An 18,502-nucleotide genomic window follows, 5' to 3' on the forward strand; every position below is an offset into this window, starting at 1 on the left:
GACAGTCCCTGTGAGCGAGTCTAGGCTCAGCTGTGTCTGTGCATGTCAGAGTGTGAAGGGGAGGGGCAGGGAGTGCTGTCGAAGCGCTTCACCTCTCCTTCGCTGTCCTCATCTGCAATGGAGAGCTGAATGGTCACGCTTGCCGAGGTCGCCCAGCACGCCGGAGTCTCCGCGAGCACGGTGAGCTATGTCCTCAGCGGGAAGCGGTCGATCTCCGCCTCCACCCGGGAGCGGGTGGAGCTCAGCATCCAGCAGCTCGGCTACCACCCCAACGCGGGGGCGCGCGCCCTCGCCAGCAGCCGGACCAACATCATCGCGCTCATGGTGCCGCTGCGCACCGACATGTACGTACCGGTGATGATGGAGATCGCCATCGCCGTCGCCACCACCGCCCGTACACACGGCTACGACGTCCTGCTCCTCACCGGGGAGGAAGGGCCCGCGGCGGTCCGGCGGATCGCCGGGAGCTCGCTCGCGGACGCCATGATCCTGATGGACGTCGAGATGCACGACGAGCGGCTCCCGCTCCTCAGGGAGTCCGGCCGGACCGCCGTCCTCATCGGGCTGCCGGCCGACACCGCCGGACTGACCTGCGTGGACCTCGACTTCGAGGCCACCGGCGCGCTCTGCGTCGAACACCTCGCCGGCCTCGGACACCGCGAGATCGCCGTGATCGGCGAGGCCGCCGCCGTCTACGAGCGCCACACCGGCTTCGCCGAGCGGACCGTGGACGGCATACGGGCCAAGGCGCAGGAGACGGGCGTGCGGGTCCTGCACCGGCCCTGCGAGGGAGGGTACGCGGCGATGGCCGGCACCCTGGCCAGGGTCTACGACGAACGGCCGGGCACGACCGGCTTCATCGTGCAGAACGAGGCCGCCGTCGAACCGCTGCTCAACCTGCTCCAGCAGCAGGGCCGTGCCGTGCCCGAGGACGTCTCCGTCGTGGCGATCTGCCCCGAACAGGTGGCCACACAGGCCTCGGTGCGGCTCACCTCCGTCGCCATCCCGGCACAGGAGATGGGGCGCGGGGCGGTCGAGCAGGTGGTGGCCAAGCTCGCGGGCCGCGGTACCGACGAGGTCGAGCTGCTGGCACCGGAGCTGACCGTACGGGCGAGCACGGGACCGGCTCCGGCCTGAACCCCTTCGAAGCAGGACGAGCCGGTCCCCGCTGTGGGACCGGCTCTGCCCGTACGTGAGGGCCCGGGGGATCAGCTCGACGAGACGTTGAACGAGTTGGTCCTGAAGTCCAGACCGCCCTGCGACGACGTGATCTCGTAGCCGAACTGGACGTCGCCGATGGTCTCGTTGCCCCACCAGCCCTTGGTGTCCTTGATCCACTTCAGGATCGGCAGGATGTTCACCGTGCCCGAGGAGGAGTCCGAGGTCCGCAGGAACGAGAAGACCTCGTTGGCCCCGTTGTCGCCCTTGTAGACGGCCCAGGTGTGACCGCCCAGGGTCACCGTCCCCTGCGAGGTGCCGAGCGGGCCCACGGCGCCGTTGTAGTTGACCCAGAGCATCACCTCGTAGTCGTAGTCCGTGTCCCAGATGTCGTACGACGTGTTGTAGGCGCCGGACGACGGGACGGTGACGTTGTAGCTGCTGGTCAGCGACGACAGCGAGGTGATCGGCTTGTTCACGATCTTCTTGGCGTTGGGGTACGACTTGATGCCGCCGGTGTTCGGGTGGTCGGCCCAGACACCCCAGTTGCTGGAGGAGTTGGCCCAGATCGACTGCGCGCCCGCTCCGGAGCCCCAGATGTTGTTGTAGAGGATGTAGTTGTCGGACGTGGTGTAGTTGCCCCACTGGTCCGATGAGGACCAGACCGCCGCGTGGGCCGGTGCCGCGGCGAAGCCGATCAGAGCGGCCACCGCTGTCGCGGGGGCCAGCAGGAGCCTGGTCAGGGTGCGTCGTGCCATGGTGTCCCTTCCATGGGTGGGGGTTCGGTGGGGGGAAACAGGGGGAAACAGCTACCGCGGCCCCAGGGTGAGGACGCGGTCCACGCCGGCCGCCAGGTCCAGCGGGACCCGGAGGTTGGCGGCGCAGGTCTCGGTGAGGGCGAGCCCGTCGCCCGTACGCACATCGACGCGGGCGTCGCGGGTGGGGTGCAGGACCGCGGTGGCGCCCTCGGCCGACCAGCTCAGGTCCAGCCGGGCGCCGAACCGGGTCCGCACACCGCGTAGTTCACCCGCCGGGTACGTGGCCGGAAGGGCCGGGAGCAGGACCAGTCGGCCCGGGGCCGACTGGACGAGCGACTCGATCACGGCGGACGGGAGTGTGTGGGCCGCGTCCGCGTTGTACACGTTGCGGGACGGATAGTGCGCGCTCATCAGGGAGTCGTGGAAGAAGTCGCCGCCCAGCACCGCGTCCAGCGCCGCCGACACCCGCGACGGGTCCCGGAGCCGGGCCGCGATCAGCGCATGGTGCAGATGCCCGTGCGCGGAGTCGTTCTCCGACCCGCGCAGCTCCAGCGCGCGGTGCGCGGCCGCCGCCAGTCCAGGGGTGTCGTACGGATTGATCTCGTCCAGCGGCCACACCGGGTACAGGTGGCTGAGGTGGCGGTGGTCGTACGTCTCCTCCAGGCCCGGCCACGCCCATTCCGCGAGCGCCCCGTCCTCGTTCACCAGATACGCCGGGAGTCGGGCGGCGAGCGCCCGCCAGAGTCCGGCGGACGGGTGGTCCGGGGCGACGGCGGCGGCCGTGGTCAGGGCGTGCCGGGCCGCCGCGATGTCCATCGTGGCGTTGACCGTGCCCCAGCTCGCGTTCGCCGGCCGGTTCTCCGGGGAGTAGGAGGGGACGACCGCGATGCTCCCGTCCGGGGCCTCGCGGCCGAGGAAGTCCTCGTAGAACAGCGCCGCCTCGACCAGGGCGCCGGTCAGCCGGAGGTCCGCGGTGCCCGTGGTCACCTCGGCGTGTTCGAGGAGCGGCTGCAGCAGCCAGTCCGCACCGGCCGTCCACAGGTGCAGCGGATAGGCGCGCTGGAAGTGCCGGGTGTGGCCCGACTCGCCGTCCGTGTGGGACGGCGCCACGATGCCCCGGGCCCCGAAGATCGCACGCGCGTTGTCCTGCCAGTCCGCCAACTGCCCGTGCACCAGCGAGGCATGGGCCTCGGTGACCTCCGGGAGGGCGGCCGTGGCGGCCGAGGAGATCTGGAGGTTGAGGTTGGCGTTCGTGGTGAACGCCCCCGACCAGGCCGTGTCCCAGTCACCGGTCCACAGCCCGGTCAGGCGGGGCGGCAACTGCCCCGAGGAGGACAGCAGATGGTAGCGGCCCGCCGCGAACAGGCGCTCCAGGAGCGCCGGGCTCTTCGGACTGCGGAGCAGTTCGCTGCCCGGCAGCTCCCGGTCCCGGGCCGCGTCCCGCAGCATGAGGGACGTACGCCCGAACGCCGTGCGGTGCAACGGCTGATGGCGGGCCAGCAGGGTGGCGTAGTCCTCGTGCGGCAGGTCCGCCCACAGGGCGCCGACGTCCGGGTCGCCCGTCCCGCGCCGTACCCGGGTCGTCAGCGTCAGGCTCCGTGCCCCCTCGATCCGGATGCCCTCGCCCGCCACGGTCACCGTGCCGCCGTCGGCCCGGGCCACGGTGACCCCCGTGTACGACAGGTCGCTGCCCGGGTAGCCCACCCGCAGTGCGAGGTTCGCGCCGTCCGGGGTCAGCACGACCGAACGGCCGACGGCCAGCTGTGCCGGGGCGCCGGGCAGGGCGTGGTCCAGGAGGACGTCCGCGCTCAGCCCGAGGTCGGTGATGTGCTGCACGATCACGTCGTCGGCCCGCGACACGAAGACGCGGCTGCGCCACGCCTCGTACGACGCCGTCACCTCGCCCGTCGTGAAGTCGACCTCGCGCCGGTAGCCGGCGACCGCCTCGTGCAGCCCCCGGCCGCGGCGGACGCCGGTACGGAACGCGGGGTGGAAGGGCTGCACCCACAGCAGCGGGCGGCCCGCGCCGAACTCCTCCGACGCCTTGGTGTCCCCGGACAGCAGCGCGTCCTGGAGGCGCCCGAGGCGGCCGGCGAGCTCGGGCGGCCGGACGTCCTCACTGCCGTTGGGCCGCACCAGCGTGTGGTGGTTGACGATCACGCGGTCGTCCGCCGGATCGCCGTACACCATCGCGCCGTGCCGCCCGTTGCCGCTGAGGAACGCGTCCTCCCAACGGGCGGCGGGGGCCGGCTCCCACGTCCCGTCGATCATGCGGAGACGTCTCTGAGCACGGCCACGCCGTAACGCCCCAGCTCCACACCGCCGTCGGCCTCGACGCCCGTGAGCAGGTCGAGACGGCGGCCCGGCAGCTTCACCGTGACCGTGGACCGGCCGTGGTGGAGGAGGAAGAGCAGACCGCCCCGGCGCACCGCCTCCACCCCGTCTGGCAGTCCTTCCACGACCGGACGTACACCCGCGCCCGCCGCGGCCCCGCCGAGCAGTTCACGCAGGGCCGCCGGCTCGGGCAGCGTGGAGACGTACCAGGCCGTGCCCTTGCGGAGCACCGCCGGAAGCCCGTCCAGCTCACCGCCCCGGTACGCGGACACCGTCTCCGCCGTGCCGTCGGGCTCCAGCTCCTCCGACCACAGGCCGCCCCGGAAGCCGTCGCACTCCACCGGACCGTCCGCGTCCAGCGGCCACCACTCGTGCACCGTACGGATGCCGAACAGCTCACGCAGTCGGCCGTCCATGCCGCCCGGCCTGATCCGGTCGTCCACGTCCGCGACACCGGTGAAGAAGCCGCAGACGAGCGTGCCGCCGGCCCGCGCGTAGGAGACCAGGTTGTCGATCGCCGCGTCGGTCAGCAGGTACAGCTGGGGCACGACCACCATGCGGAAGGCGCTCAGGTCCGCCTCCGGCCGGGCGAACTCCGTCGCGATCCCGCTCTCCCACAGCCCCCGGTGCCAGGCCTGTACGAGCTCCGGGTAGGCGACCCGCATGGACGGGCGGCCCTCCTGGGTGCTCGCCCACCAGGAGTCCCAGTCGTGGAGCACCGCGACCTCGGCCGGGACCGCCGCGTCACTCACCTCGCCGCCGATCAGGGCCAGTTCGGCACCGATCCGCTTGATTTCCCGGAACGTACGGCCGTGTTCGCCCGCGTGCGTCAGCATCCCGGAGTGGAATTTCTCCGAGCCCTGCCGGGACTGCCGCCACTGGAAGTAGCAGACGGCGTCCGCGCCCCGGGCCACGGCCTGCAGCGACCAGAGCCGGTTGAGGCCGGCCGGCTTGGGATGGTTGACCTCCCGCCAGTTGACCCCGCCCGCCGCCTGCTCCATCAGCATCCACGGCCCGGCGGCCTGCGAGCGGGTCATGTCCGCGAGCATCGCGTTGTACTGGCCGCCCAGCGGGTCGGTCGGGTCCGGATAGATGTCGACGGAGACGACGTCCTCCTGCTCCGCCCACGCCCAGCCGTCCTGGCCCGCCCACAGCGGCATGAAGTTGGTCGTCACCGGGATGTGCGGGGTGTGCCGGGTGACGATGTCCCGCTCGGCGACGTAGCACTCCATCAGGGCGTCGGAGGTGAACCGCTTGAAGTCCAGCACCTGTGCCGGGTTCTTCATGTACTGCGCGCGGCGCGGCGGCAGGATCTCTGCCCAGGTGTCGTAGCGCTGGCTCCAGAAGGCCGTGCCCCAGGCCTCGTTGAGTGCGTCGACGGTGCCGTGGCGGTCGGCCAGCCAGCGGCGGAAGTGGGCGGCCGTCGCGTCGCACCAGCAGTGCGTGCAGTACTCGTTGTTGATGTGCCAGACGGTGAGCGCCGGATGGTGCGCGTACCGTGCGGCGAGGTCCTCGGTGAGCGCGGCGGCGTAACGCCGGTAGACCGGTGAGCTCGGGCAGAAGTGCTGCCGCGAGCCGTACGACACGAGCGTGCCGTCCTCGGCGCGCGGCAGCGTCTCCGGGTGCAGGGCGCCCATCCACGGCGGCGGCGAGGCCGTGGGGGTGGCGAGGACGACGCCTATGCCGTGCGCGTGCAGGAGGTCCATCAGCCGGTCCAGCCAGCCGAACTCCCGAGCTCCCGGGCGTGGTTCGATCTTCGCCCAGGAGAAGACGCCGACGGTGACGGAGTTGACCCCGGCCTCCTCCATCAGCCGGACGTCGTCGGCCCACACCTCCTCGGGCCACTGCTCGGGGTTGTAGTCGCCTCCGAAGAGGACGCGGCCACGGGTGGCGTCGTGCAGGGACGGCATGGACTTCTCGTTCCTCATTCGGGATCTGCGTACTGGATGCCACGGCCGTTGGTGCCCAGGTAGACACGGCCGTGGACGCGGGGGTCGCCGGTGATGACCTCGCCGGTCCACCCCCACCGGTGGGAGTCGTCGTTGATGCGGACCCAGGTCCTGCCCGCGTCGTCGGAGCGGAGCACCGCCACGTCGTCGTGCGTGGCCAGGACGCGTCCGGTCTGGAAGACCGCCGGATAGCCGCCCCGGCCCTTCCCCGCGCTCCGGCCGAAGCCGAGGGCGTGCGAGGCCTGGCAGCCGGCCACCGCCGTGAACGTCAGGCCGCCGTCCACCGAGCGCAGCAGCCCGTGGTCCTTGGCCGAGAGCCACAGGTCGCCGGAGCGGCCGGGTGCGGCGGCGATGCGGAACTGCACGTCACCGGAAGGCAGTCGGCCGGCGCCCGGGGTGAAGGTGGCACCCCGGTCGGTGGAGCGGAACACCGTCCCGGTGTCCGTGTCGTACACGTAGAAGCGCGCCGGGTCGAGCGGGTCCGCGACCGGGGTGCCGCCCTTGGGGAACGTGGCGACCTCGGCCCAGGTCGCGCCGCCGTCCGCCGAGCGGTGCGCGGCGTACTTCGTGCCGTCCCAGTGGATGAACGACCACAGCAGCGTCGCCCCGTCGGCCGAGACCGCGACCGGTCCGGGGGCGGACGCGGCGAGCTCCGGCTGGGCGGCGAACGGCTGCCAGCTCGCACCCCCGTCGCGGGAGTACGCGCCGGCGGCGCCGCCCGAGGGCCAGCCCGTCCGCACGACGTACGAGGGCTTCAGCGTGGCCAGGGCGAGGCCCGTCGCCGTACCGAAGACCGGGTTCGACGCCATGCCGCGCGACGGGGAGGCGGTCAGGGACTCGTGGTACATCACCCCGATGTCACCCAGTCCGCTGAGCAGCCTGGCCCCCGACGGCGGTGCGATCAGCTGCCGGACTGCGGACTCCTCCAGACCCCGGATCTCCGGCGCCCAGCGCACCAGGTCACGCGTACCGAAGATCGTCGCGCCGGTGCCGTACACGATGTGCCGGGAGTCGTACGGATCGACGGCCACGGCCTGGATCCACCAGCCGAACTTGGGCGTCTCGCCGCCCCACCTCAGATACGGCGTCTCCGACGCGTCCAGGACCGCCGAGTCCTTGAGCGAGGTCCAGTTCGCGCCCCCGTCCGTGGAGCGGAACAGGGTGTCCACCGGACCCCAGCGGTTGTTCGTGGAGACGACGACCGTGCCGGGGCGGTTGGCGTCGACCGCGACCCCGCCGTAGCCGAACGCGTCTGAGGCGGCCGGCGCGACCGGGGTGACGTCCGTCCACGTGCCGGTGACCGTGTCGAGCCGGTGCACCGAGCCGTCCGTCTGGTTGTTGGGCCCGGGGCCGTTCGCGTAACTCACGTACAGCGCCCGGGTCCCGGCGTCGTACGCGGCACGGATCGGCACCTTCGACGAGGCCGTGCCGGCGGGCGGCTGACCGGGAACGGGCTCCCAGCCGCCGGCGGCGGCCGTGCGGTACAGGGCCGTCCCTCCGTCACCCCAGCCCGCGTACACCGTGCGGCCCGCCGCCACCAGCAGCGTGACGCCCTGGCCGCTCGCCGACGCGGCCGCCGGGAACGAGGTGTCGGCGGCCCAGGTCGCCCCGCGGTCCGTGGAGCGCAGCAGCCCGTCGTGCCGCGTGCCGAGCCAGAGGGTCTCGCTGTCACGCGGGTCCACCAGGAGCCGTTCGCCCGCGCCCCGGCCGTCCTCGTTGGCTCCCAGCCGTACCGTCAGGTCCGTACGCACCCAGCTGGCACCCCGGTCCTCGGATCTGAGCACCGCGCCCGGACCTGCCCACGACTGTGCGTAGGTGCCGAGCGCCAGGTACAGCCGGTCCGGGTGGGCCGGATCGACGGCCATGGCCTCGACACCCAGCAGATTCCAGTCGTCCCATCCGAGGTGGTCGGTCAGCGCCGTCCAGCGCGCCCGGCCGTCGTCCCACCGGTAGGCGCCGCCGATGTCCGTACGGGCGTAGGCCAGGCCCCGGACGGCCGGGTGGAACAGGATGCCCGTGACGAAACCGGTCCCGCCGATCGCCGCCGTACGCCACCGGTGCGGCTGGGACTTCCTGGGCCGCGCGGCCGCCACGGCCGGGGCGGCCAGGGGCAGCGCGGCGGCGGCTGTCACCGCGGCCGCACCGGCGAGCACGGTACGGCGCCGGGGCGCGTTCTCCTGTGCGGGTTCGGGCTGCGGGACGGACGAAGCGCGCATGACGAACACACCTTCGGGTGGGAGTGGTGGAGTCCTGCTGTTCGGGGAGTTCGGGAAACTCGGGGGTCCGGGAGTTCGGGAGTCCGGGGCGTGAGGCGGGGCGGAGTCAGCCCTTGATCGCGCCCGTGAGCATGCCTTCCTTGAAGTGCTTCTGCACGAAGGGCGACAGGACCGCGACCGGCAGCAGCGCCAGCACCATGACCGCCATCTGGATGGCGAGCGGTGACAGATGGCCCGTGTTGATGACCTGGGCCAGGCCGGTGGGCCTCTCCTGCTTGATGACCAGCTGGTTCATCACGTTCTGGAGCGGGAGCATGTCCGGGTCGCTGAGGTAGATCGACGCGTTGAACCAGGCGCTCCAGTAGCCGACCGCGTAGAACAGCGTGATCACCGCGATGACGGCCCGCGAGAGCGGCATCACGATCTGCCACAGGATGCGGACGTCGCCGGCCCCGTCGATACGGGCGCTCTCGATGAGCTCCTGCGCGGTGCTCATGAAGAAGGCGCGCAGGACCAGGATGTTGAACACATTCAGGGCGCTCGGGAGGATCAGCGCCAGATACGAGTCGGTCAGGCCGAGCCCCTGCACCACCAGATAGGTGGGAATCAGACCCGCGCCGAAGAACATCGTGGCCAGCATGAACACCAGCAGCGGCCGGTGCAGTACGGAACCGGTGCGCGAGAGACCGTACGCGCACATGACCGACACCGTCATGCTGAAGAGCGTCCCGACGACGGTCACGCCGATGCTGACCAGCGCCGCCCGGGTCACCTGGCCGCCGCCCAGCAGCTCCTGGTAGGCGACGAACGTGATGCCGCGGGGGATCACGACCAGGCCGCCGGTCTCGGTGATGGTCTTCACCGAGGACAGGCTGGTGACGACGACGACCCAGAGCGGGAACAGGACGCCGAGGCAGACCAGTACGAGGACCACGCCCTTGGAGGCGAGTCCCGCCTTCGACGGCTCCTCCTCCCACGCCGGACGCAGACGGCCGCGTGTTCCGGGCTTCACCCCGGCAATGCCGGTGATACCGGCGAGCAGGCTGCTCACTTCTTGTACACCCCCTGCTCGCCCATGAGATGAGCGACCTTGTTGGCCCCGAGGACCAGCAGCAGACCGAAGATTCCCTTGATGATTCCGACGGCCGCCGCGTAGCTGAAGTTGCCGTAGGTGATGCCGACGTTCCAGACGTAGGTATCGAGGACTTCGGAGGCCCCCGGGCCGACGGCCGTGCGCTGGAGCAGGATCTGCTCGAAGCCGACGGTCAGTGCGTTGCCGACCTGGAGCACGAGCAGCAGGGCGACGACCGGGCGCAGGGCGGGCAGCGTGATGTGCCACATCCTCCGCCAGCGGTTCGCGCCGTCCATCGCGCTCGCCTCGTACAGGTCCGGGCTGACGGAGGCCAGGGCGGCGAGGAAGACGATGACGCCCCAGCCGGCGTCCTTCCAGATCATCTCGAAGGTGATCAGGAACTTGAACAGACCGGGGTCGGTCATCAGGTCGATGCCGTCGTGACCGTGGTCGCGCAGTGTCTGCGCGATGAGCCCCGCGCCGCCGAACATCTGCTGGAACACGGTGACGACCAGGACCCAGGAGAAGAAGTGCGGCAGGTACAGGATCGCCTGGGCGACCGCCCGGACCCGGGGGCGCACGAAGCTGTTGATGAACAGCGCGAGCAGGATCGGGACCGGGAAGAACAGGGTCAGCTGCAGCAGGAAGATCACCAGCGTGTTCTGCAGCGACGACCAGAACAGCCGGTCGTTCACCATCTGCTGGAACCACTCGAGGCCGACCCACGGACTCTGCGCGATCGACTGGAACGCATTGTCCGCGATGTACGGGTCGTAGTCCTGGAAGGCGACGACGTTGCCCGCCAGGGGGATGTACGCGAAGACCAGCAGGAGCAGCATCGCCGGCAGGGTCATCAGGATCAGTGTGCGGTCCCGGCGGAGCCGGTGACGCAGGGTGATGCCCCCGGCCGCCCGGCCCTTTCGCCGCTCCGCCCCGCCCGTCTTGACCGGCGGCGTCCGTGTCGCTCGCGCGCGCCGGTCCTCTGTGCTCAGTGACATGTCAGGAGGCCGACTCACCGGTCTCGTCGAGCAGCTTCTTGTACCAGTCGCGAAGCTTGTCGCCGCCCTTGGTCTTCCAGTCGGAGACGTTCTGCTGCATGTCGCTGATCTTCTTGCGGCCGCGGACGATGTCCTTCTCCAGGTCCTCGAACTGCGAGTTGAGTTCGGCGAACCGGGCGGGCTCCTGGATCTGCATCCCGTAGAAGAGCGGCTTCTTCACATGGGCGCCCTGGCGCTGCTGCCACTCGACCATGCCCTTGGCCACGTCGGGCTGGTCGGCGAAGGCCCGGAAGGGAGCGGGGGAGGCGATGTACTCGTAGGTCGCGAAGACCTGGTTGTTGCCCAGCTCCGTCTTGGTGAGGACACCGTCCTTGAGGGTGTGGTGGGTGCCCTCGACGCCGTACGCCCGCAGACGCTGCTCCTTGGTTCCGTACGGGGCGGCGGTGTAGTTGGCGAGCGCCAGGATGTCCTCGATGGTCTTCTTGTCGGCCTTCTCGTTGATGAAGCACCAGATGTTGGAGGGCGAGGCCGCGTAGAGGACGGGGGTGCCGCCGTCGTGGGCGAAGATGTCCATCGCCGCCATCCGGAACTTCGGGTTGTCCAGCCGCTGGACCGCCGTCTTGCCGTACCAGTCGGAGATGTCGGCGTTGTACATGAGGACCTTGCCCGAGGCGAAGACGTTGCCCAGGTCACCCTGCTCCGCCTTGGCGTCGGGGTGGACGAAGCCCGCCGAGTAGAGCGAGCGCGACCACTCCAGGGCCTCGAGGTACTCGTCCGTCTCGTAGCGGTTGACCAGCTTGCCGTCGACGAGCTTCCAGTAGTACGGCTTCTCCTGCAGGACCCCGAAGAAGTTGTACGCCGACCACGTCATGTCGGCGCACGCCCACACCTTGCTCTTCGGAGCGTTGATCTCCTTGCAGAGGTCGAAGAACTCCTGCGTGGTGGTGGGGACCGAGTAGCCCTTCTCCTCGAAGATGTCGGCCCGGTAGAACGGGGTGATGTTCGGCGTCGCCTCGGCCGGCATCGGGAGCCCGCGCAGCTTTCCGGCGAAGATCGCCCGCTGCCACGCGCCGGTGGGGATGGCCGCGAGGTTCGGGTACGCCTTGACCTTGTCGCCGGAGAGGTACGGGCCGAGGTCGGCGAACTTGTTGGCGATGGCGCTGGGTATCTTGCCGCCCAGCTCCCAGCCGGGGACGACGACGGCATCCGGGATGTTGCTGGACGCGAGGACCGCGCCGAGCTTCTGCCCGTAGGTGTTGCCGTCCTGGTTCTGCCACTTGACCTTGACGCCGGCGCCTTCGTCCATCGCCGTCCAGTACGGGTTGCCCTCACCCGGCGAGGTGCCCCACAGCGGTGCCAGGATGCTCAGCTCGCTGCCCTTGCCGAGCTTCTTCGGCACGGAGACGGCGAGCTGGTCGGCGGGCAGCGCGGTGGTGAAACCGGCGGCCGAGCCGTTCTTGCTGGGGATGTCCGGGGTGACCGCGTTCGACGGCACGTAGGCGGGAAGCACGTCCTTCAGCTTCTTGCCGGTGGTGGTGCCCTCGTTCTTCGAGCTGCTGCCCGAACCGCCGCAGGCGGCGAGGAGCGGGATCCCCCCGCCCACGGCTGCCGCGACGACCGCGGTCGAGGCGAGGAAACTCCTCCGGCTCGGGACGGAGGGGGAGTTCGGCGTCATTGCGTCAACCCTTCGTGGTGCACCAGGACAGTCCGGCGGTGGCGAGTGCCGTCCGGCTCCTGTGTCTGAGATAGCGGGCGTTACCGGCCGAGCCGGCAGCACTGCACCGGCTGAGGCGAAGCGGGTCGATCAAGTGTGTCGTCGAAGCGCTTCGATGTTGCAGCGAGATTAAGTGAAGCCATCCGGCCGCACAAGAGTCGGTTTCCAGATTCCTCGGACCTGTTTCCTAACTGTTTCCCGGTGGAACGAGGCCCGGGTACCCACAGTGCTCGGCTCACACCCTTGACACCTGCGGATTGTGCGCAGAGCATCGAAGCGCTTCGAAGATCCTTCGAAGCGCGCCTTCCCTGAATACCTCCCACCTTTCCAAGGGGACCCGCACGTGACGGACCATCCGCTTCCCTTCCGCGACCCGCAGCTGACCTTCGCCCTGCGCACCGCCGATCTCCTCGGGCGGCTCACGCTCGACGAGCGGATCGCGATGCTGCACCAGTTCGCACCCGCGGTGGAGCGGCTGGGCCTCGGGCCGTTCCGTACCGGACAGGAGGCCCTGCACGGAGTCGCCTGGATGGGCCCCGCCACGGTCTTCCCGCAGGCCGTCGGGCTCGGCGCGACCTGGAACGACGAGCTGGTCCGGCGGGTCGGCGAGGCCGTCGGCAACGAGGTGCGGGCCAAGCGCGCCGAGGACGACCGGGTGGGGCTCAACGTCTGGGCCCCGACAGTGAATCTGCTGCGCCACCCGCTGTGGGGACGGGGCGAGGAGGGGTACTCCGAGGACCCGGCGCTCACCTCCGCGATCGCCGTCGCCTACACCCGGGGGCTGCGGGGCGACGACCCCCTCTACTGGCGCACGGCCCCGGTCCTGAAGCACTGGCTCGCGCACAACAACGAGACCGACCGTGACACCGCCTCCTCCTCGGTCCGCCCGCGCGTCCTGCACGAATACGATCTGCGGGCCTTCCGCAGCGCGGTCCAGGCAGGTGCGGTGGCCGGTGTCATGCCCGCCTACAACCTGGTCAACGGCCGCCCCAACCACGTCTCCCCGCTCCTCTCGCAGGAGCTGCGCAGCTGGACCGAACAGCCGCTCGTCGTCTGCTCGGACGCCGGGGCGCCCTCCAACCTGGTCGACTCCGAGCACTACTTCGACACCCACGAGGAAGCCACAGCCGCCTCCCTGAAGGCCGGTGTCGACAGCTTCACCGACCACGGCCAGGACTCCACCGTCATGACCGGGCGCATCCGCGACGCGCTCGCCAAGGGCCTGCTCGACGAGGAGGACATCGACAACGCGGTCCGTAGGATTCTCGAACTGCGATTCAGGCTCGGTGAGTTCGACCCCGAGCTCGATCCGTACGCGGACGTCGCCGACTTCGACACGGAGGGGCACCGGGCACTCGCGCTGGAGGCGGCGGAGCAGTCCGTCGTGCTGCTGCGGAACGACGGACTGCTGCCGCTCGAGCCGCGTGACGGCCGGACCGTCGCCGTCGTCGGGCTGCTCGCCGACGCCTGCAAGCTCGACTGGTACAGCGGCACGCTCCTGCACCGCTCGACGCCGCTCGACGGACTTCGTGAGCGGTACGGCGCCGAGAACGTCCTCTTCGCCGAAGGCGCGGACCGGGTCCGGCTGAAGTGCGCCGAGGGCTGGCTCAGGGTGCCCGAGGCCGGAGCGGCGACCGACGGCGAGGCCCGTGGAGCCGAGGGTGCACTCGACCCCGCGCTCCTCGCCGGCCGCACCGATCTGCCGCCGCTGACCTGCGGCGGGACGGCCACCGAGCTCGCCCTCGTCGACTGGGGCGACGGTGTCCTCACCTTCCGTACCGACGAAGGCCTGTACCTCTCCGTCGCCGACGACGGCTACGTACGGGCGTCCGCGGACGAGCCGGGCGGCTGGGTCGTCCAGGAGACGTTCCGCCTGGAAGCGGTGGAGGGGCACGACGGCGGACACCGCCTTCTGCACATCGGGACGGGTGGGTACGTCACTGTCGCCGCCGACGGCGCAAAGGTTGCCGAGTCCGGCGAAAAGATTCCCGCGGCCCGCGCCACGGTCTTCGAGACAGAGACCGTCGAACGCGGTGAGGACGCCGTGGCCCGGGTCGCCGCAGCCGCCGACACGGTCGTCGTCGTCGCCGGGAACGACCCCCACATCAACGGCCGTGAGACCGAGGACCGCACGACGCTCGCCCTCCCCGCCCAGCAGGACCGGCTGTGGCGCACCGCGCACGCCGCCAACCCGCGCACCGTCCTCGTCCTCACCTCCGCCTACCCGTACGCGGTCACCGACGCGGCGGCGGAGCTGCCCGCCCTGCTCTGGACCGCCCACGGCGGCCAGGCCGCGGGCACCGCGCTCGCCCGGACCCTCGCCGGCGACGTGTCCCCGGCCGGACGGCTTCCGCAGACCTGGTACGCCTGCGACGACGATCTCCCCGGTCTGCTCGACTACGACGTCATCGGCTCGCGGCAGACGTACCTCTACTTCGACGGCACCCCGCTCTACCCGTTCGGACACGGGCTCGCCTACACCGACTTCACCTACTCCGCCCTGAGGGCGGTGCTGGAGGAGGGTGGCCTGCGGGTCTCGCTGACCGTCACCAACGACGGCGCCGTCGCCGCCGACGAGGTCCCCCAGCTCTATGTCCGGGCGGCGGACTCCTCGGCGGACCTGCCGCTGCGCCGACTGGTGGGCCACCGCCGGGTGCACCTCGCGGCGGGTGCCGCCGAACGCGTCGAGTTCCTCGTGCCCGTCGAGGAGCTGGGCCACTGGAGCGTGGCGCACGGCCGCTGGACCGTCGAGCCGGGAGCGTACGAGATCCTGGCCGGGGCATCGAGCGCCGACATCCGGCTCACCGCCACCGCGGTCGTCGAGGGTGAGGCGTCCGGCCCGCGCCCCGCCGTGGAGCGCGGGCTGGAGGCCGCCGACTACGACGAGCAGCAGGGCACGGAGATCCTCGACCGTACGAAGGTGGAGGGCGACACCGTCGCGGCCGTCGACGACATCGGCCAACTGCTCTTCCGTGCCTGTGACTTCGGTGCCGGTGTGCAGGCGGTTACGGCGTCCGCCTCGGGTGCCGGATCCGTCACGGTGACGGTGGACGGGCGAACGGTGGAGATCGTGGTCCCCGCGACCACGGGACCGTACGACTACCGCACCGTCGAGGCCGCGCTCGACGCCCGTGGGGTGCACGACGTGCGCGTCACCCTGCAGGGATCCGTACGTCTCGCCGGACTCGGGTTCACCGCGTGACGACCGTGCCGCACGCCCTCACCCCCCGACCGTTTCCCTGTGCCCCCGGCAAGGAGTCCTCATGAAGTTCACCGACGGCTTCTGGCTCATGCGTGAGGGCGTCCGCGCCTCCTACGCGACCGAGATCCGCGATCTGCGCGTCGAGGCCGACCGGTTCACCGCGTACGCCGCGGTCAAGCGGGTGGCCGCACGCGGGGACACGCTCAACACCCCTCTGATCACCGTCGACTGCTTCTCACCGGCCGAGGGAGTCATCGGCGTACGCGTCACGCACCACGCCGGAAAGGCCCGGCGAGGGCCCGACTTCGCCCTCCTGGGCGACGACAGCACCGCACCCGCGGCCCGCACCCGCAGGGACGGCGCGGTCACGGAACTCACCAGCGGCCCGCTGACGTTGCGCATGGACGGCGACGGCCCCTGGGGCATGACCTTCCTCGACGCGGACGGTCGGCGCCTCACCGGTGTCGATCCCAAGGGCACGGCGTTCGCCACGACACCCGACGGCGCCCACCACATGATCGCCCAACTCGCCCTGAGCGTCGGCGAGAACGTCTACGGCCTGGGCGAGCGCTTCACGCCGTACGTGAAGAACGGCCAGACCGTCGACATCTGGCAGGCGGACGGCGGCACCAGCAGCGACCTGGCGTACAAGAACATCCCGTTCTACCTCTCCTCGCGCGGCTACGGCGTCTTCGTCAACCACCCCGGGAAGGTCTCCTTCGAGATCGGCTCGGAGTCCGTGGGCCAGGTGCAGTTCAGCGTCGAGGACCAGTCGCTGGAGTACTACGTCGTCGCCGGCCCGACCCCGAAGGAGGTCCTGGCCCGCTACACGGCCCTGACCGGCCGGCCCGCGCTGCCGCCCGCCTGGTCGTTCGGCCTCTGGCTCACGACCTCGTTCTGCACGTCGTACGACGAGGAGACCGTCACCTCGTTCGTCGACGGGATGGCCGAGCGCGACATCCCCCTCAGCGTCTTCCACTTCGACTGCTTCTGGATGCGCGAGTACCAGTGGTCGGACTTCCTGTGGGACCCCGAGGTCTTTCCCGACCCGGAGGGCATGCTGACCCGGCTCAAGGAGCGCGGGCTGCGGATCAGCATGTGGATCAACCCGTACATCGCGCAGAAGTCCGTGCTGTTCGCGGAGGGTGCCGAACTCGGGTACCTGGTGAAGCGGCCCAACGGCGACATCTGGCAGTGGGACCTGTGGCAGCCCGGCATGGCGCTGGTCGACTTCACCGACCCCGCAGCCCGCGAGTGGTACAACAGCAAGCTGCGCGCGCTGCTCGACCAGGGTGTCGACTGCTTCAAGACGGACTTCGGCGAGCGCATACCGACCGACGTCGTCTGGCACGACGGCTCCGACCCCGAGCGGATGCACAACTACTACGCGCAGCTCTACAACCGCACCGTCTTCGAGCTCCTGGAGAAGGAGCGCGGAACGGGCGAGGCGGTGCTCTTCGCCCGCTCCGCGACGGCCGGCGGACAGCAGTTCCCGGTCCACTGGGGCGGCGACTGCTTCGCCTCGTTCACCGCGATGGCCGAGTCGCTGCGCGGCGGTCTCTCGCTGAGCCTGTCCGGCTTCGGTTTCTGGAGCCACGACATCGGCGGCTTCGAGGGCACCCCCGACCCCGCCGTCTTCAAACGCTGGCTCGCCTTCGGCCTGTTGTCCTCGCACAGCCGGCTGCACGGCAACGTCTCCTACCGGGTGCCGTGGGCGTTCGGTGAGGAAGCGGTCGACGTGGCACGGAAGTTCACCCTGCTCAAGCACCGCCTGATGCCCTACCTGTACGGGGTGGCGGCCGAGGCCCACCGCACGGGCGTCCCGATGATGCGCCCCATGCTGGTCGAGTTCCCCGGCGACCCGGCCTCCCGCACCCTGGACCGGCAGTACATGCTCGGCTCCGATCTGCTGGTCGCGCCCGTCTTCACCGAGGACGGAGAGGTCGAGTACTACGTCCCCGAGGGCACCTGGACGTCGCTGCTCACCGGCGAACGGATCACCGGTCCCGCCTGGCGCCACGAGACCCACGGCTTCGACAGCCTGCCCCTGCTGGTCAGGGACGGGGCGGTGCTCCCGTGGGGCGCCGACGACCAGCGCCCGGACAGCGACTGGCTGGACGGCCTCACCCTGCGGGTGTTCGGCTCCGGAACCGGCGAGAGCACGGTCACCGTGCCGGACCTGTCCGGCGCCACGGCGGCCGAGTTCCGCGTCGTACGGGACAGCACCGGTATGCGGGTCACGGCGGAGGGCAGCGACCGGCCGTACCGCGTGAGCGTGGAGGGATCCGGTGCGGTGGTGACGGGGGCAGGGACGGTCACGGTCGTCTGACCTTCGCTCCCTGCTGATGAGGCGGCCCGGTGCGCGATGCGCCGGGCCGCCGGCCGTATCCGTGCGCAGGCTCCGAGGGTGCCGTGTCGTTGACACGGCCTGCCCATCGCTCGATACTTTGACGTGCTTCTATAGTTCTAAACATTGCGAACCATCAAACAGGTGTTACCTGCGGTCCAGTAGGCGTGGTGTCCCGCATCGGAACGGAGTCGGGCGAGAGCTCAGTTCACGTCGAGGATCTTGCCCACCAGTCGGGTCAGGGTCCGCCGCTCCGACGCGGTCAGGGCGCCGAACGCCCTGTCCAGCAACCGCGGTACGCCGTTCTCGGCCTCCTCCAGCGCAGGCCCCGCCTCCGGCGTCAGCGTCACGGCGTAGGCGCGGCGATCCCGGGGGTGGGGTTCACGCCGCACGAGACCGGAGTCCTCCAGGCCGTCGATACACCCGACCATCACGCTTCGGTCGATGCGCAGTTGCTCGCTGAGTTCCTGTTGGGAGCACGGACCCACGTCGTGCAGCATCTTCAGCACCAGGTGCTGGGCCACGGTCAGGTGGTGCCCGGACAGCTCCTCGTCGATCGTGCGGGCCACCAGGGTCGTCGCCCGGCACATCGCGATGTCGGGACGCTCCTGCGCCAGCTTGGAGAAGTACCGGTCGCGTCCGCCGGCCCTCGGCTCCCGGCTGTTCGAGGCGATACGGGAAGGCTGCGTGGCGGTCATGACTGCTCCTCCTGCGGTCCAGGACGGCGGGCCATCCGGTGATGTCGGATTGTCCA

11 protein-coding genes are annotated in these 18,502 nt (G+C 70.5%); 3 read left to right on the forward strand and 8 right to left on the reverse strand.

What is annotated here, in order from left to right:
- Window positions 1-129 precede the first annotated feature (129 nt).
- Window positions 130-1,137 carry a LacI family DNA-binding transcriptional regulator gene (locus OG524_RS31915; protein WP_405387092.1) on the forward strand — a complete coding sequence of 336 codons (1,008 nt, stop codon included), beginning with the start codon at window positions 130-132 and terminating at the stop codon, window positions 1,135-1,137.
- A 71-nt stretch (window positions 1,138-1,208) separates the two neighbouring features.
- Here the strand turns inward: OG524_RS31915 and OG524_RS31920 are convergent, their stop codons facing one another.
- From OG524_RS31920 to OG524_RS31950, 7 genes are all read right to left on the reverse strand, one after another.
- A complete protein-coding gene (locus OG524_RS31920; protein WP_405812147.1) occupies window positions 1,209-1,916 on the reverse strand; it encodes a GH12 family glycosyl hydrolase domain-containing protein in 708 nt (235 codons plus the stop codon).
- Window positions 1,917-1,967: 51 nt separating this feature from the next.
- Window positions 1,968-4,187 (reverse strand): glycosyl hydrolase family 95 catalytic domain-containing protein, encoded by a 2,220-nt coding sequence (locus OG524_RS31925; protein WP_405812148.1) that lies wholly within the window; start codon window positions 4,185-4,187, stop codon window positions 1,968-1,970.
- Complete coding sequence (locus OG524_RS31930; protein ID WP_405812526.1) at window positions 4,184-6,160, reverse strand: beta-galactosidase; 1,977 nt, start codon at window positions 6,158-6,160, stop codon at window positions 4,184-4,186. Before OG524_RS31930 ends, OG524_RS31925 begins: the two co-directional genes overlap by 4 nt.
- Window positions 6,161-6,174: 14 nt before the next feature.
- The gene (locus OG524_RS31935; protein ID WP_405812149.1) at window positions 6,175-8,415 is read right to left on the reverse strand and encodes a WD40/YVTN/BNR-like repeat-containing protein; all 2,241 of its coding nucleotides are present in this window, start codon (window positions 8,413-8,415) and stop codon (window positions 6,175-6,177) included.
- A gap of 106 nt (window positions 8,416-8,521) precedes the next feature.
- Window positions 8,522-9,445 carry a carbohydrate ABC transporter permease gene (locus OG524_RS31940; RefSeq protein WP_383804927.1) on the reverse strand — a complete coding sequence of 308 codons (924 nt, stop codon included), beginning with the start codon at window positions 9,443-9,445 and terminating at the stop codon, window positions 8,522-8,524.
- Window positions 9,446-9,462: 17 nt separating this feature from the next.
- Window positions 9,463-10,485 carry an ABC transporter permease subunit gene (locus tag OG524_RS31945; protein WP_329205543.1) on the reverse strand — a complete coding sequence of 341 codons (1,023 nt, stop codon included), beginning with the start codon at window positions 10,483-10,485 and terminating at the stop codon, window positions 9,463-9,465.
- A gap of 1 nt (window position 10,486) precedes the next feature.
- On the reverse strand, window positions 10,487-12,160 hold the full coding sequence (locus OG524_RS31950; protein ID WP_405812150.1) for an extracellular solute-binding protein: 1,674 nt from the start codon (window positions 12,158-12,160) through the stop codon (window positions 10,487-10,489).
- A 382-nt stretch (window positions 12,161-12,542) separates the two neighbouring features.
- On the opposite strand from OG524_RS31950, the gene OG524_RS31955 reads away from it, so the two are divergent.
- Complete coding sequence (locus OG524_RS31955) at window positions 12,543-15,401, forward strand: glycoside hydrolase family 3 C-terminal domain-containing protein (protein WP_405812151.1); 2,859 nt, start codon at window positions 12,543-12,545, stop codon at window positions 15,399-15,401.
- 61 nt (window positions 15,402-15,462) lie between these two features.
- On the forward strand, window positions 15,463-17,730 hold the full coding sequence (yicI, locus tag OG524_RS31960; protein ID WP_405387083.1) for an alpha-xylosidase: 2,268 nt from the start codon (window positions 15,463-15,465) through the stop codon (window positions 17,728-17,730).
- 221 nt (window positions 17,731-17,951) lie between these two features.
- Here yicI and OG524_RS31965 read toward each other — a convergent pair whose 3' ends face one another.
- Window positions 17,952-18,446, reverse strand: coding sequence for a MarR family winged helix-turn-helix transcriptional regulator (locus tag OG524_RS31965; RefSeq protein ID WP_405387081.1), 495 nt, complete (start codon window positions 18,444-18,446; stop codon window positions 17,952-17,954).
- Window positions 18,447-18,502 lie beyond the last annotated feature (56 nt).

The organism is Streptomyces sp. NBC_01520 (assembly GCF_045040375.1).
GTDB lineage: Bacteria > Actinomycetota > Actinomycetes > Streptomycetales > Streptomycetaceae > Streptomyces.

Excerpts from the sequence above, each read along its gene's own strand:
- OG524_RS31925 (WP_405812148.1), bottom strand. The coding sequence starts at position 4,187 with ATGATCGACGGGACGTGGGAGCCGGCCCCCGCCGCCCGTTGGGAGGAC.
- OG524_RS31915 (WP_405387092.1), top strand. The coding sequence starts at position 130 with ATGGTCACGCTTGCCGAGGTCGCCCAGCACGCCGGAGTCTCCGCGAGC.
- OG524_RS31945 (WP_329205543.1), bottom strand. The coding sequence starts at position 10,485 with ATGTCACTGAGCACAGAGGACCGGCGCGCGCGAGCGACACGGACGCCG.
- OG524_RS31920 (WP_405812147.1), bottom strand. The coding sequence starts at position 1,916 with ATGGCACGACGCACCCTGACCAGGCTCCTGCTGGCCCCCGCGACAGCG.
- OG524_RS31930 (WP_405812526.1), bottom strand. The coding sequence starts at position 6,160 with ATGCCGTCCCTGCACGACGCCACCCGTGGCCGCGTCCTCTTCGGAGGC.
- yicI (WP_405387083.1), top strand. The coding sequence starts at position 15,463 with ATGAAGTTCACCGACGGCTTCTGGCTCATGCGTGAGGGCGTCCGCGCC.
- OG524_RS31965 (WP_405387081.1), bottom strand. The coding sequence starts at position 18,446 with ATGACCGCCACGCAGCCTTCCCGTATCGCCTCGAACAGCCGGGAGCCG.
- OG524_RS31935 (WP_405812149.1), bottom strand. The coding sequence starts at position 8,415 with ATGCGCGCTTCGTCCGTCCCGCAGCCCGAACCCGCACAGGAGAACGCG.
- OG524_RS31950 (WP_405812150.1), bottom strand. The coding sequence starts at position 12,160 with ATGACGCCGAACTCCCCCTCCGTCCCGAGCCGGAGGAGTTTCCTCGCC.